The organism is Geobacter argillaceus (assembly GCF_007830735.1).
GTDB classification, from domain to species: domain Bacteria; phylum Desulfobacterota; class Desulfuromonadia; order Geobacterales; family DSM-12255; genus Geomobilibacter; species Geomobilibacter argillaceus.
Window position 1 is genome coordinate 207,331 of the sequence record NZ_VLLN01000001.1, and the last position, 14,295, is coordinate 221,625.

The following is a 14,295-nucleotide window of genomic DNA, read 5'->3' on the forward strand; positions in this document are numbered from 1 at the left end:
GGAGAACGCCGTCATGACCGGCCAGACAAACGAAGAACTCCTGTTGCGCATCTTTCTCGGCGAAAACGACCGCCACGGTCATATCCCCCTCTATGAAGCGATCGTGGAGCATCTTCGCCGGGAAGGAATCGCCGGCGCCACGGTCCTGCGGGGGGTGGCGGGATTCGGCGGCAGTCGCGCCTTCCATGCCGACCGGCTTCTGGACCTGGCCCATGACCTGCCGCTGGTCATTGAAGCGATTGACGCCAGGGAGCGGCTGGAGGCGGTGATTCCCTCCCTCCGTGGCATGCTGTCCGGCGGGCTGATCACCCTGGAAACCGTTACCGTCATCCGACCGGCAACCGCCCGTTAGGAGCCGGAGTACGGACGTCACAACGTATTGGAGCGTTTCAGATGCACCAGAACATCAAGGCAGCCTTCCTTTCCGCGTTCCTCCTTCCCGGCCTCGGCCAACTGGCCAAGGGTGACCGGGTCAAGGGAGGAATCTTCATCATCCTCGTCAACATCTTTCTCCTGGGAGCCCTGTTCATGCTGCTCCGGGGGATGAGTCCCGTCCTGCTCGCGGCAAAAACCGGCGGCACTTCCGACGTCATCAAGACCATCGAAACGATTCGCCAGAGCTCTCCCGAGGCGCGCTGGCTCCTCTGGGGATTCGGCATCCTATGGCTTGCCAGCGTCCTGGACGCGGCCATCAGCAAAGGAAAACAGTGATCCATTATGCCGGGCTAATCCGGCTGAAACGGCATTCTATTTGACATGGTTCGACCTTCTGTGCAATAAATGATAAGTTTATGAATATTTGCAGCAGTGGGAGAACATCAATGATCCATGCAGAGGTGCTTGCCACCGGGTCCGGCATCCCCGAAAGGGTAGTAACCAACGATTTTTTCAGCTATCTCGTTGACAACGCCGACGAGTGGATCAGGTCCAGGACCGGCATCAGCGAGCGGCGTTTCGTGAGTGAAGACCAGGCAACATCCGACCTCGCCACCGAAGCGGCCCGCAACGCACTTGCCGCCGGCAACATAGACCCGCTCTCCCTTGACTGCCTCATCGTTGCCACCTCCACACCGGACATGTACCTCCCGGCTACAGCCTGCATGGTGCAGAAGAACATCGGCGCCGCCAAGGCGGTCGCTTTTGACATGAATGCCGTCTGCAGCAGCCTGGTCTTCGGCCTGGAAGTCGCCGACAACCTCATCCGTTCCGGGAAATACAAACGGGTGATGGTGATCGGCGCCGACACCTACTCAAAGATCCTCGACTTCGCAGACAAGACCACCTGCCCCCTGTTCGGCGACGGTGCCGGAGCAGTGATCCTGGGGGCCACCGAGCAGCCGAAGGGAATCATCCAGAGCATCGTCAGGAGCGACGGCAACGGCTGGGAGCTGATCCAGATTCCGTCATCCGGCTCCCGCAAACCGATCACCCCGGCAACCATAGAGGCCAAAGAAAACACCTTCAAGATGGAGGGAAAGAAGGTGTTTGTCTTCGCTACCGACGTGATTCCCGAGATCATTGCCGAGGTCACGGCCAAGGCCGGGATCAAGCCGACAGACCTGGACTACATCATCCCCCACCAGGCCAATGTGAGGATCATCGATTTCATTTCCAAAAAGACCGGTATCGAAAAGGAACGGTTCCTCCTCAACCTGGACCGGTTCGGCAACACCGCTGCCGCATCGGTCGGGCTGGCCCTGGACGAGAACCTCCGCAACGGCACCATCAAGCCGGGGCACCAGATCCTGATCATGGGCTTTGGCGGTGGCCTCTCCTGGGGAGGGCTTTTGGTCAGATTCTGATTCCGGCAATCCCCTCCCCGCCGGCCACCAGCCGCAACCCGCAGAGAACGAACAACTCCGCCAGTTGTTCGCGGGGGAACAGTTTACGCCAACCGGCATGGAACCGGTCCGCGGCCAGCAAAATGCCGCCCGGTTCCAGGCTTGCCGCCAGCCCCTTCACGACCCTTCCGACACTCTCCCGATCATGCAGCATCGGCCCTCCCAATAGCCCGTTGCAGAGGATGGCGGAATAATCCCCCCCAAGATCCTCGCAAGCCCTCAGATCTGCCTGCCTGAACAGCATCCGCTTTGACATGCCGCTGGCCATGAGCTGTGTGATCCGCTCCCGGTAGGCGTGCTGACGTTCACGGTCCTGGGGGAAAAAGGCATGGGCAGCGGCAAAGAGTTCCAGGGCTCCCAGCGTGAGTCCCGTAATCATGACCTGTTCGCGAGGGAGTCCCGTAGCAAGGAGCGCTTCGGCAAGGTCCCAGGTCCCTTCCCCTGTCCCGCAGGCCGCATCCAGGCAGCGGACCATCCCCTTCTGCCCGCTGCGAACAGCAAGCCAGTCGCGTAACGCCTGCAGTTGCCCCGGGTAGCGGCTGAATCCTCCGCCATGCCGTTCCGGGAGATATAGGGAGAAGAGCAGACCGACGCGACGTTCCCGGTCAGAGTGCAGCGCCCTCAACAGTCCGGCAGGATTGGCGTCTGTCAACGGCCAGCCGAGCCTTTGCAGGACCGGGAGCCAGCCGGTGGCACCATGAAAGACGAGGGGATCAGAAGGGGTCGGGCCAGTCATGGCGAGCCGGCTGAACCGCCTGAAGGTGCGGGCAATCTCCGCAACCGGCAGATACCGTTCGGCCTGGTTCACCAGTTCGTTGGTGAGGACCAGGCCGGGCGCCCACAAGGATACCGGGCAGGTGGCGGCATAGAGCCGATATTGTAACTCCAGTCGCGCCAGACGCCGTTCCAGATCGGTATCCATGATGGAGTCCGTCACCAGGAGCGCCCTGAGCCGGCGTTGCAGCTCCTTCGCTTCAATGGTCGGGCAATAGCTCAACCCCATTGTAGGCTCTCCATCCCCATGGTACAGTGGCCCCATGTACCGAATAGGCAGAATGCTCCGCACCATCAGACTGGTTTGCAGCTTGCTGCGATTGTCCACCAATAAAAACGGCAGCCCACTCGGGTCTGCCGTCGCCTTTGCCATCAAAACCAAACCGTCCGGATCAGAGACGGGAGAGACCGGATTCTTCTTCCCTGACACGGCCTCCTTTGCCGCACCGTTTCTCCTTTTTCGCCTCAAGCGCCTGGGGTACTCCGACTGCCGGGTTACCAGCCAGGATGGCGGGCTTCATCTCTTCGCCCGGCGCTGACAGTTATCCCGCCACCCTGGCTATCTCGAAGCCGATATCGCCAAGGGGGAGCACTTCGTCGGCAACGCCGCCCTCCACACAGGCCCGGGGCATGCCGTAGATGGTCGATGTCGCCTCGTCCTGAGCAATGGAAACCCCGCCTTTGCTTTTCAGGTGCTGCATCCCCTTGAAGCCATCGTTACCCATGCCGGTCAGAATGACTCCCAGCGCTGAACCGTTGCTCACGTCCGCCATGGTCGTCAGCATCTGATCGACCGACGGCACGTAGAGATACTTGGGAAACTCGGATGGTTGGGCCGTTACAACCACAACGTTGGAGCCTCTCTTTACCAGGGACAGGTGCCGCCCGCCGGGAGAAATAAGCACCTGCCCCGGTTTCAGGATGTCGCCGTCAACCGCCTCCTTGATCTGGATTGAGCACTTGGCATTGAGCCGCTCCGCATACGGGCCGGTAAAGGCCCTGGGCATGTGAATCGCCACCACAACCGGATGGGGGAAATTCATCGGTATCCGCGACAGCACCTCCTGCAGGGCAACCGGACCGCCGGTAGAGGCACCTATCCCCACAAACTGGACATTGCGCTTCGGCAGCCGACTGGCAACCGGCCGTGGGGGTGGGCTCACAGCCGCCCGCGGCAGTGCCGGGGAGCGGAACCGTGAGCTGACCGCCCCCTTGACCTTTCGCAGCAGCTCTTCCTTGAAGACCTGCTGGGCATCACTTGAGTCGGTCACGTTCTTCGGGATGTAATCGACCGCTCCGGCTTCCAAAGCCTCGAAGGTGGCCCTGGCCCCTTCGTTGGTCAGAGTCGAGACCATGATCACCCGGGTCGGTGCTTTTGCCATGACCTGCTTGAGGGCGCTGATACCGTCCAGCCGCGGCATCTCGATATCCATGGTGATCAGGTCGGGTTTCAGTTCAATCGCCTTGTCCACCCCTTCCTGACCGTCGACAGCGCTCCCGATCACCTCGATTTCCGGATCACGGGAGAGTATCCCCCTGATGGCCATCCGCATAAATGACGAGTCGTCAACGATCAGAACCCGTATCCGTTTGCCCGGCATAAGCACCATATTCGCGTTACTCCTCCGTTATGCCGGCAAAGATCGACCGGACCAACTCTTGAATCTCTTCCACCCTGTCATCAAGCTCATAGCAGAATCGCTCCACATCCAGGCCTCCCAGGTGGGGAGCATAATTCTTCAAAATCTCCCAGGCCTTTTCCTCTGCCAGGTTGAACGAGATCCACTCCCGCCCGCCGTAGTCGAGTTGCCGCACCGTACAGAAGAGGTCGGCCAGGTTGACGATGGCATTGAGCGGTGGGTCAATGGTCGCTTCCAGCGGAGTATGGTGGAGGGAAATGATCTCCCTGTACTCCTTGGGGAAATTCCATTTTTCGGCAATGCAGAGGCCAACCTCACAGTGGGTGGTGCCAAAATACTCCTCTTCCAGGGTGTAGAACTTGCACGGCTCGCCCTGCTTCGATGCAACAATCTTCATGAACTCGTCCTGGTGGTAGTAGCTCAGAAAGACCTCGCCGATATCGTGTATGATGCCGACAAGGTACGCCTTTTCAATGTCATGGTACCGTGCCCGCTGGGCAATGAGCTTGGCAACAATGCCGACACCAAAGGAATGTTCCCAAAAGGTCTGAACATCAAACGCACCGTCCTTGTCCTTGAAGGCCTCGATAAACGAACAGGTAAGCGCCAGTTCCCGAACATGCCGGAACCCGAGATAGATGAGCGCCTGTTTGACCGACGAGATCTCATGGGCCGCCCGGTAAAGGGGGGAATTGACGATTTTGATGACCCGTGCCGCCATGACCTGGTCGGTAAGGATCAGATCCACCACCTCGTCCAGCTCCACATCAGGTTTTTCCAGCAGTTCCAGCACCTTCATCGCCACCACCGGAATGGTGGGGAGTTCATCGACCTCTGCCACCATCTCCCGGGCTTTTTGTACCATAGCCGTCTTGTCCATGATTACCGTTTCCTCACTTCTTGTAGGCGAAACCACCCGGGAAGTGGACCGTCTTGAACTTGTCATTCACCCCGTGCAGTGATTCGGACTGACCGACAAAGAAATAGCCATAGGGTTGCAGGTTATTATAATAGTGCTGCACGACCTTCGATTTGGAGGCAGTGTCAAAGTAGATGAGCACGTTGGCACAGAAGATAAAATCAAAGCTCTTCATGAAGATCATCTTGGTGTCGTCATACAGGTTGAGGGACGAGAAGGTAACGAACTTTTTGACCTCCGGCGAGAGAACAAAACGTTCGGGGCCTTCCTTGGTGAAATATTTCTTCAGATAATAGTCGGGGGTATTCCTGACCGAATAGCTATTGTAGATCCCTTCTCGGGCCATGGCCAACACCGTCTCGTTGATGTCGGTCCCGATGATCTCGATGATCCAGTCTTTAAGGATCGTTGACCTTTTTTCCGCCAGGATCATGGCCATGGTATAGGCCTCTTCCCCGGAAGAGGACCCGGCGCTCCAGATCCGCAGCTTGCGGAAACCAATCTTGCTCTTGGTCTCCACCACTTCGGGCAGGAGCTTGTTCTCCAAGGCATTGAGCTGAGGGAGGTTACGGAAAAAGCAGGTCTCATTGGTGGTTATTTCGTCCAGCAGCTTCTTCAACTCCCCGCTGCCACCAGCCCCCTTGACCAACTGGTAATAATCAGTATGGGTTTTGCTGCCGGTCGCCTCCATCCGCCGTGAAAGCCTGCTTTCGAGGAAATATTTCTTGCTGGCATGGAAATAGATCCCGCAGAGATTGTAGATATAATCCCTGAGGAGCTCGAAATCCTTGTCAGAAATCTTGGAAGGGGCTGTTTTCCCCCCTGTAACCGGTTCAAACGCCATAGGTTGTCCGCACCAGCCGCTAACGACCGGCACTCCCTCCTTCGTTTCCCTCCACAAGGCCTACCGGATCGACGATAAGGGCGACACGGCCATCACCCAGTATTGTCGACCCGGCTATCCCGGGAACATTTGCCAGATATTTGCCCAGCGACTTGATGGCAACTTCCTGTTGTCCGAGCAACCTGCTTACGATCACGCCCACTCGTTTTTCCGCCACACCGACGACGACCACATAGCACGACACGTCGTTTGCATAGGTATGATTGACGTTGAAAACCCGCTCAAGGCGGACAAGCGGCAGCACGGAATCCCGCAGTTTGAGGACCTCCTGTCCTCCCACCGTATGAAATTCCTTCATCTCCACCCGCAGGGTCTCGAACACTGCAGCGAGTGGAATCGAGTAAATCTCTCCTTCCACATCCACCAACAATGACTGAATTATAGCAAGGGTTAAGGGGAGCCGCAGGATAAATTCGCTGCCGTGCCCCAGTTCGGTACGGATCTCGATGATGCCGTTCAGTTTCTTGATATTGGTCCGCACCACATCCATGCCAACCCCGCGTCCCGACAGGTCGGTGGTAACTTCTTTCGTGGAAAAACCGGGCAGGAAGATGAGGTCAAGGATCTCCCGGGTCCCCATGTTAGCCAGTTGGGCCTGGGTGACCAATCCCTTCTCAACAGCCTTGGCTGCCACCTTGTCAGGATCAATCCCTTTGCCGTCATCCTTGATACTGATGACGATCTGGTTCCCCTCATGCGCCGCGGAAAGAACGATGGTGCCGCACCGGGACTTACCAGCAGCGGCCCGTTCCTCGGGCATCTCGACACCATGGTCCATGGCATTGCGAATCAGGTGGGTCAGGGGGTCACCGATTTCATCCACCACCGAGCGATCCAGTTCGGTCTCTTCACCGAGGAGGTGCAGTTCCACCTCTTTTCCCAATTCACGAGCCAGATTTCTGACAATCCGCGGGAACTTCTTAAAGACTTTCTCCACCGGAATCATCCGGATTTTGAGGACCTGCATCTGGACTTCCGAGGTAACGAAATTGAGCCGCTTGGCCAGTTTGCCGAACTCTTCGCTGAACCGGTTCATATCGGCACCGCTACGCAAATCGCTATCCAGTTGCAGCATACGGTTTCGTTCCAGCACCAACTCGCCAACCTGGTTCATCAGATCATCGATCCGTTTGACGTCAATCCTGACCGTCGAACTATCGGTAAGGTCCTCGGGCTTGGCCTTCAACTCCTTGCCCGGCGCCACTGCCGGCGGTGCCGCAGGCCTTGGTGGCGGTGCCTTCTCCTTTGTTGGCTGTAACGACTCAGCTACCTGCTGCTCGTCAGTGGAAGCCTTTTCTTGCTCTTGTACGGAACAGGAAGACGCTTCTCCAGCCTCGGCCGGTGGTTCTTCCGCTGAAGCTGCCGCCGAAACGACCTGCTGCGGAGCGGCAAGCACCGTCGCCTCACCTGCCCCCTCCGAGAGGAGAGGCAGCAGCTTGGTGACTGTCCCGTCGATCTCCCGCTCCACTATCTCTCCGGCCTTGATATCTCCCACCAGGACCTTCACCAGGTCGACCGCTTCCAGGATCACATCCATGATCTCGGGGTTGACCACCAACTCACCTTTGCGGAGGCGATTGAGAACGTCTTCAGTCTTGTGGGTCACTTTGACCAGCAGATCAAAACCGAGAAAGCTGGACGCTCCCTTTACCGTGTGGATCGATCTGAAGATACCGTTCAGAAGTTCCATATCGGACGGGGTCTTTTCCAAAGTGACCAGATCATCATCGAGCTTATCCAATAGCTCCGTGGTCTCTGTCAAAAATCCATCAATTAGTTCTTGATCTTCCGGCGCAAACGGCATGGCCACTCCACACTATCCAAGATTGAAAAGCAATTTTGGGTCTACATCGATAAGAGCATCCGGTCTTCCTTGCTGGAGACCTTTTCAAGGTCAAGAAGGACCAGCAGACGCTCCCGCTGGCTGACAATGCCGGAGAGACACTCGTGGTCCACTCCGGTAGAAACGACTGCGGGCGGAGGTTGAATCTCCTGTTCAGAGATGCGAATGACTTCGGAAACAGAATCAACGATAAACCCCATAAGCTCGCTGTCAACTTCCATAACCATTATCCGGGTCTGCTTGTCCCACTCCCTTTGCTCGAGGCCAAAACGGTTGCGCATGGACATGACCGGAATAACCTTCCCCCGAAGATTAATCACCCCTTCCACATAATGGGGGGTGTTGGGGACTCGGGTAATCTCCGGCATGCGAATGATCTCCCTGACCTTCAGCACATCCACGCCAAACTCCTCCTCGCCCAGCATGAAGCTCACCAGTTGGATCAACTCTCCGACACCAATATCTGAATGTTCTTTAATGATATCCATCGTCTCAAGCCCCCCTGACTCAGCGGAAATCCGCCACCCTCAACGCTGCTGCCTAGAGAATGATTGTATCTTATTCGGCACTAGCAGCTACTGGTTAAATAGTTTTTATTCGTTCGCCCATTAATTGATTTTAAAAACATTCTCATTCCAGCAGAGAACCTGTCACATTTTTGTCATTTTTTTTCCAAACCTGAAGTCATTTAATTGACATGGTAAAATATTGACGGTATAGTTGGTGCGCACAAAAAATACCCTCTTCGCGAACGGAAGCCAATGGATACCGCGAGAATCCTGATTGTCGACGATGACAAGAAAACCCGTGATTTCGTCGCCGCCTTCCTGGCCTACAAGGGTTACCAGATCCTGCAGGCAATTGACGGCCAGGACGCCCTGGAAAAAATCGATCAGGATACCATCCACATGGTCATCACCGACCTGATGATGCCAAGGGTGAATGGTCTCGATTTCATCAAGAATCTCAAGGCAACTCATCCGGAAATAGTTACTATAGTATACAGCGCATTTGCCAACTTCGAGATGACTGCTAACCTGCTCAAGGCCGGCGCTTTCTTTTTTCTGGAAAAACCGTTCAACCTTGAGGACCTTGAATCTCACGTCCGGCGCGGTCTGGAACATCAGACACTTCAAACGAGAAGCTTTCGCACCAAACCCCAGGTCAAGAACCGCTCCCTGCTCAACAACATAATCGGCGAGAGTCGCAAGATGCTCTCCCTCTTCGAGCTCATCGAAAAGGTTGCCGGCTCGGACTCGACCGTTCTGTTGCAAGGCGAATCAGGGACCGGCAAGGAACTGGTCGCCCGTGCCATTCATGACCTCAGCACCCGCCGGAACCGAAACTTTGTCCCGGTAAACTGTGCAGCCATACCCGATGACCTGCTGGAAAGCGAGCTGTTCGGCCATGTGAAGGGCTCGTTTACCGGTGCCATTGCCACGCGGATCGGCCGCTTTGAAATGGCTGACCGGGGCACCCTCTTCCTGGATGAAATCGGGGACATGAAACCCAATCTTCAGGTAAAGCTGCTGCGGGTTCTGCAAAACAGGGAAATCGAGCCAGTTGGTTCCACAAGCTCCAAAAAGGTGGATGTAAGGATCATAGCCGCCACCAACCAGAACCTGGACAAGATGGTTGCTGAAAAGGAGTTCCGGGAAGACCTGTACTACCGGATCTCTGTCATACCGATCATGCTTCCCCCGCTCCGGGAGCGAAACGATGACATCCCGCTCCTGATCAACTCATTTCTCGAACGGTTCAATCGGGACAAGCACAACAAGGTCACCGGACTCGACCGAAGCACCATGAACCTGCTCTGCGGTTATGACTGGCCCGGCAATGTACGGGAACTGGAAAACCTCGTCGAACGGCTGGTTATCCTCAAAGGGAGTGGCTCGATAACCCCTGATGACCTACCCGATAAATATCGCGGATCACGGCCGCTGCCGGCCTCCGAACCTCTCATGCTGCCGGAAAAAGGATTCTGCCTCAACACTGCCGTAGAAGAGTTCGAGAATCAGTTGATCCTTCAGGCCTTGCAGAAAACCGGCGGCAACAAGAAAGAAGCCGCCAATCTCCTCAATCTCAAACGAACGACTCTCATTGAAAAGCTGAAAAAAAAGCAGCTATTCCTTCCGTCATCCACGCGTTCTTTAGACACTTGAGAGTTCTGCCGTTCAGCTGACAAACCGAAAAACATTCCCTTACTGGCACGTTCCATGCTTTTCTCTGCCTGCAACTTGACAAAGCAGGAGCCAGCATGTCCATTTCCCAACTGCAGAATACACCGCAACCGATCCGCACCGAAGAGCGCCCCGCCCCGGCAGTAACGCCACGGTCCGGAAGCGGACCCGCATTCGATGCGATCCTCGCACTGGCAGACAACGCCCGAGGCAAGGACCGCGCCACAGTCGTCGCCACCGCGGCGGAAGTATTGCGACTGGAGATGATGCGAAGCGCCTTAGCGACGGACGATGGTCCTTCCCCCACCTCTCCGGCACGGGAAGCCTTACAGGCATTCCTGGAAGTATCTCGCCAGGGGGGTCAAAATTCTGTCGCCAACCAACCTGCTTCACCAGCGGCTGTAGTGCCGAAAACCGCCCCACCGGCACCACCTCAGGCAGAGGAACCGGCAGCGACTGGCAGCATCGATGGCATCATACAGAAAGCCTCCAGACGTTACGGTGTGGAGGCCGGGCTCATCAAGGCAGTGGTCAAGGCCGAAAGCAATTTCAACCCCAGGGCGGTATCATCAGCCGGTGCCCAGGGGCTGATGCAACTGATGCCCGCCACGGCCCGGCAGCTCGGCGTCACCAATGCCTTTGATCCGGAACAAAACGTCATGGCCGGCACCCGGTTCCTGAAGGAGTTGCTGGAACGTTACAACGGCAACATGGATGCCGCACTGGCGGCCTACAACTGGGGACCGGGCAATGTTGACCGTAAAGGGCTGGGGAGTGCGCTCCCCACCGAAACCCGCGCCTATCTTGCCAGGGTAAAAACCCTCTATTCCCAGAACATCGCCTGAGCCCCCGCAGCGACAAAGGGCGGCCGGATTCCCCGGCCGCCCTTTATATTCTCACGTATGCAAGGATCGTTACTTGCGAGGCTCCCTGAAGGGGCTTTTTTCCCAAAAATGACCCATTACCTGTCGGTCCTTGTCGGTCAGGATGACACCCTTTCCCTCCATCTTTTTCAACACCTTTTCCATATTCTGACGGCTCTTGATGGCAGCGTCGATCCTATGGCGATTGTGGCAAAAAAGGCACTTTTCTTCTACCACCTTGAGCCCCTGCTCATGGTAGGCAATGCCCTGCACCTCTTCCCTGGTCGCACCGAATGCAGCAGCCCCGCACAGGAGAAACGCCAACGCAACGGTTTGTGCCGGCGCTTTCATTTACTCCCTCACATAGGTGTCCTGATCGGACTTATCAACCATCCCCATGATATGCATGTACTCGTCCTCGATCATGTCATAGTGTCCCTGGGACTCCTTGATGACCCGCTCGAAAACCCCCCGCACCAGCGGATCGATGATGTCCTTTACCAACAGGGAATACTGCTGGATACCGGACTTCTCCTCCTTCATGGCGATCTCCAGGGCCTGCTGCTCAGGGGTATCCTCCTTAATCGCCTTTTCCAGAGCCATTATGGTGGCACTCTTGGCATTGGGTGGAGAATCGATGAAACTCTTCAGATCGCCGAACTCGGTCCCCTTGTAGTGCTCAAGAAATGACTTGAGATGCCCCACCTCTTCGTTGGCCAGCAGTTCGAACACCTTTTTTGCCCGCTCGTTTTTGGTTACCGATGCGGCCCTGCGGTAGAAGTCCATACTGTCCTTCTCGGTCTGTACTGCCAGTTTCAGTGCCTCCTGCAGCGAATATTCCTTTCCCATGGCATGTCCCTCCCGTTCACAATTGGTTAGTGCAAACAGTATAGCCAACTCCTCTGCAACTTCAACAGCCCCCCTTATTTTGCGTTTGAAGCAGTGGAAAGCAGATGGGTAACCACCATACCGGCCATGGTCAAACCGAAAATGGAAGGAATGTACGAAACACTGCCAAGGATGACCCGTCGATGCTCGCAGGAAAACTGCTGTTCGCCACGATTGGGACAGATGCAGTCGCTCTTGCAGCCGGCGTCCCTGCTGAGCGGTTCGCGGTATTCCTCGGTGGAATAGACAACCGTCACCCCCCGTTCAACCCCCCGCTGCCGCAGGAGCTTGCGTACGGACCGAGCCATGCGGCACTTGTGGGTATCGGCGATGTCGGCAACGTGGATCTTGGTCGGATCAAGCTTGGCTGCCGCCCCCATACTGGCGATGATGGGGATTCCCCGTTCCAGGCAACTGACGATCAGATGCACCTTGCTGGTGAAGTGATCGATGCAGTCCACCACATAGTCATAGGGGCCATTAAGGAGAAATTCGCTGTTTTCCGCTGCATAAAAATCACGGTACGGGACAATTTCGGCGTCGGGGTTGATGAGACGCAACCGATCTGCCATGACCTGCACCTTGGCCTTGCCGACCGTGCCGTCCATGGCATGGAGCTGCCGGTTCACGTTGGTGAGACAGATATCGTCGAAATCGACGATGGTCAACCGGCCGACACCGGCACGGCAGAGGGCCTCGGCGGCAAAGCTGCCAACCCCGCCCAGACCGAAAACCGCCACGCTGGCGGATTGCAGACGTTCCAGGCCGGCGCTGCCGACCAGGAGTTCGGTGCGGGAGAATCTATGGAGATGGGACATGTGCGCCTCCGGGATGCTTGTTGCTCGTATTGCCGTGCCGGCCGATAAGTCGCAGTGCGTTGCGGGTGGTAACCGCCGCCACGGTAGCCATATCGACCTCCTTGATGGTTGCCACGGCCCTGGCAATCTCGACAATAAAGGCCGGCTCATTATCCTGTCCGCGCCATGGTTCGGGGGTCATATCCGGGGCGTCGGTCTCAAGGACCAGACTCTCCAGGGGAAGCGCACGCACCAGAGCAACCGGCCGAACGGCATTATGATAGGTGACGGTGCCGGAAATGGAAATGAGAAGTCCGAGCCGGATACAGTCACGGGCAACCTCGACACTGCCGGAAAAGGCATGCATGATGCCACCGACCCGCCCTACCCGCTCCTCCCTGAGAATCGTCAGGAGATCGTTGAAGGCGCGGCGGCAGTGGATCAGTACCGGCAGCCCGGCAGCGACTGCCAGCCTCAACTGGGCGCAAAAGGCAGTCCGCTGCTGTTCCCGGTCCGGATCCGGCAGGAGATAGTCCAGGCCGATTTCACCGATAGCGGCAGCCTGCGGCAGGAAGCGTGTCAGATGAGCCAGCAGCTGTTCGGAACATGAAGCCGCCTGCATGGGATGCAGGCCGAAAGCCGGGAGAATGGCCGGATACTCCCGGGCACATCCGGCGATGGCCGGCCACGCTTCGGCGGACACGCCGGGGACGACATAACGGCGGACGCCTGCTGCGCCTGCCCGGTCAAGCACTGCAGGAAGCTGGTCGACAAGCGGATGAAGATCGAGATGACAGTGGGTATCTACCAGGGTCGGAGTGGTGGGGTATGCAATGGGAACCAAAGGGGACATGGCCGCCACGGACCTGAATGTCAGACGATGTGGTCTTTCAGCTCCCGGATGATCTCAACCTGGCGCTGGAAAATAAAGCGGGAAATCACCGCCTCCTCCCTGCTGGAGGTATCCAGTTCAAAAACATATTTAAACTGCCCATCTTCCGACAGGATCTTGATCAAACGGGCCGGCATCTCCAGCGGGGTGCCCAGCAGGCTCAGCCGGGCGACACCCTGGCAGCCGACGTCGATGGCGCCGCTTTCCTTCTCCTGCTGTATGGAAATCCCGCCGACGGAAATATCGGTCATCCTGCCGCCAATGGTCGCCGTGTCGGTCCGGAACACAACATCCACCGCCTCGGTAACGGCAACCCGCACGAACCGCCGGCGCTCGGCCCGAACCACACCATAGGCAAACTTGGTAAGGGTCACCATGCAGCGGGTGATATCAGCCCTGAAAACATTGGCGATCACCTCGTGGGGGAAATGCCGGCTCTTGATGATGGTCGACTTTTCCAGCCTCATCACCACGGCCTGATGCTGGTGTACCCCGAAGTCGACCATGTCTCCTTCGATGAAGTCGACGGTAGCTCCATAGCTGACCGGAATCTCATGATAGTAGTTGAGAAGCCGGAGATCGTTCGCCAGCTGCCCATCCTTGACAGCCTTGAGCGTGGCGAGGATGGCATCGCTGTCTGTCTGTGCGGTCCCCACCGGGACTATCTGGTAGTAGTCACTCATGCTGGTTGGCGTCCCTGAAAAATCTATTGCCCTTTTGTCACTGTTCATGCAATCATTATCACATGTCA

17 protein-coding genes are annotated in these 14,295 nt (G+C 56.9%); 6 read left to right on the plus strand and 11 right to left on the minus strand.

From position 1 onward, the window contains the following. Positions 1-13: 13 nt before the first annotated feature. From JN12_RS00915 to JN12_RS00925, 3 genes are all read left to right on the plus strand, one after another. On the plus strand, positions 14-352 hold the full coding sequence (locus tag JN12_RS00915; RefSeq protein WP_145017138.1) for a DUF190 domain-containing protein: 339 nt from the start codon (positions 14-16) through the stop codon (positions 350-352). A 41-nt stretch (positions 353-393) separates the two neighbouring features. After that, positions 394-711 (plus strand): hypothetical protein, encoded by a 318-nt coding sequence (locus JN12_RS00920; RefSeq protein ID WP_145017140.1) that lies wholly within the window; start codon positions 394-396, stop codon positions 709-711. 110 nt (positions 712-821) lie between these two features. Next, complete coding sequence (locus JN12_RS00925) at positions 822-1,802, plus strand: beta-ketoacyl-ACP synthase III (protein WP_145017142.1); 981 nt, start codon at positions 822-824, stop codon at positions 1,800-1,802. Here JN12_RS00925 and JN12_RS00930 read toward each other — a convergent pair. Further along, on the minus strand, positions 1,792-2,844 hold the full coding sequence (locus tag JN12_RS00930) for a methyltransferase domain-containing protein (protein WP_145017144.1): 1,053 nt from the start codon (positions 2,842-2,844) through the stop codon (positions 1,792-1,794). The two genes, JN12_RS00925 and JN12_RS00930, sit on opposite strands and share 11 nt — an antisense overlap. Positions 2,845-2,878: 34 nt before the next feature. Here JN12_RS00930 and JN12_RS00935 point away from each other — a divergent pair, with 34 nt between their 5' ends. Next, positions 2,879-3,154: a hypothetical protein gene (locus JN12_RS00935; protein ID WP_145017146.1), complete on the plus strand. Its 276-nt coding sequence runs from the start codon at positions 2,879-2,881 to the stop codon at positions 3,152-3,154. Between the two features lie 3 nt (positions 3,155-3,157). Here JN12_RS00935 and JN12_RS00940 read toward each other — a convergent pair whose 3' ends face one another. The 5 genes from JN12_RS00940 to JN12_RS00960 are packed head-to-tail and all read right to left on the minus strand — an operon-like array spanning position 3,158 to position 8,409. Next, the gene (locus tag JN12_RS00940) at positions 3,158-4,225 is read right to left on the minus strand and encodes a protein-glutamate methylesterase/protein-glutamine glutaminase (protein ID WP_145017148.1); all 1,068 of its coding nucleotides are present in this window, start codon (positions 4,223-4,225) and stop codon (positions 3,158-3,160) included. A 7-nt stretch (positions 4,226-4,232) separates the two neighbouring features. Continuing rightward, positions 4,233-5,135, minus strand: a complete 903-nt coding sequence (locus JN12_RS00945; protein ID WP_145017150.1) for an HDOD domain-containing protein — start codon at positions 5,133-5,135, stop codon at positions 4,233-4,235. 13 nt (positions 5,136-5,148) lie between these two features. Next, positions 5,149-6,018, minus strand: coding sequence for a CheR family methyltransferase (locus JN12_RS00950; RefSeq protein ID WP_145017152.1), 870 nt, complete (start codon positions 6,016-6,018; stop codon positions 5,149-5,151). 19 nt (positions 6,019-6,037) lie between these two features. Continuing rightward, the gene (locus tag JN12_RS00955) at positions 6,038-7,882 is read right to left on the minus strand and encodes a chemotaxis protein CheA (protein ID WP_145017154.1); all 1,845 of its coding nucleotides are present in this window, start codon (positions 7,880-7,882) and stop codon (positions 6,038-6,040) included. Positions 7,883-7,923: 41 nt separating this feature from the next. Beyond that, the gene (locus JN12_RS00960; RefSeq protein WP_145017156.1) at positions 7,924-8,409 is read right to left on the minus strand and encodes a chemotaxis protein CheW; all 486 of its coding nucleotides are present in this window, start codon (positions 8,407-8,409) and stop codon (positions 7,924-7,926) included. 273 nt (positions 8,410-8,682) lie between these two features. Between JN12_RS00960 and JN12_RS00965 the strand changes: the two genes are divergently transcribed. Together JN12_RS00965 and JN12_RS00970 are read left to right on the plus strand one after the other, a co-directional pair. After that, complete coding sequence (locus JN12_RS00965; protein WP_145017158.1) at positions 8,683-10,086, plus strand: sigma-54-dependent transcriptional regulator; 1,404 nt, start codon at positions 8,683-8,685, stop codon at positions 10,084-10,086. A gap of 95 nt (positions 10,087-10,181) precedes the next feature. After that, entirely contained in the window at positions 10,182-10,949 is a 768-nt protein-coding gene (locus tag JN12_RS00970) for a lytic transglycosylase domain-containing protein (protein ID WP_145017159.1), read from the plus strand. A gap of 69 nt (positions 10,950-11,018) precedes the next feature. On the opposite strand, the gene JN12_RS00975 is transcribed toward JN12_RS00970, so the two are convergent. From JN12_RS00975 to JN12_RS00995, 5 genes are all read right to left on the minus strand, one after another. Next, entirely contained in the window at positions 11,019-11,318 is a 300-nt protein-coding gene (locus JN12_RS00975) for a hypothetical protein (RefSeq protein ID WP_145017161.1), read from the minus strand. Then, positions 11,319-11,816, minus strand: coding sequence for a ferritin-like domain-containing protein (locus JN12_RS00980; RefSeq protein ID WP_145017162.1), 498 nt, complete (start codon positions 11,814-11,816; stop codon positions 11,319-11,321). 74 nt (positions 11,817-11,890) lie between these two features. Further along, the gene (locus tag JN12_RS00985; RefSeq protein ID WP_145017164.1) at positions 11,891-12,673 is read right to left on the minus strand and encodes a tRNA threonylcarbamoyladenosine dehydratase; all 783 of its coding nucleotides are present in this window, start codon (positions 12,671-12,673) and stop codon (positions 11,891-11,893) included. Beyond that, complete coding sequence (locus tag JN12_RS00990) at positions 12,657-13,505, minus strand: TatD family hydrolase (RefSeq protein ID WP_145017166.1); 849 nt, start codon at positions 13,503-13,505, stop codon at positions 12,657-12,659. The genes JN12_RS00985 and JN12_RS00990 overlap by 17 nt, the downstream gene beginning before the upstream one ends. Positions 13,506-13,525: 20 nt before the next feature. Then, positions 13,526-14,227: a PilZ domain-containing protein gene (locus JN12_RS00995; protein ID WP_170241805.1), complete on the minus strand. Its 702-nt coding sequence runs from the start codon at positions 14,225-14,227 to the stop codon at positions 13,526-13,528. Positions 14,228-14,295: the final 68 nt, after the last annotated feature.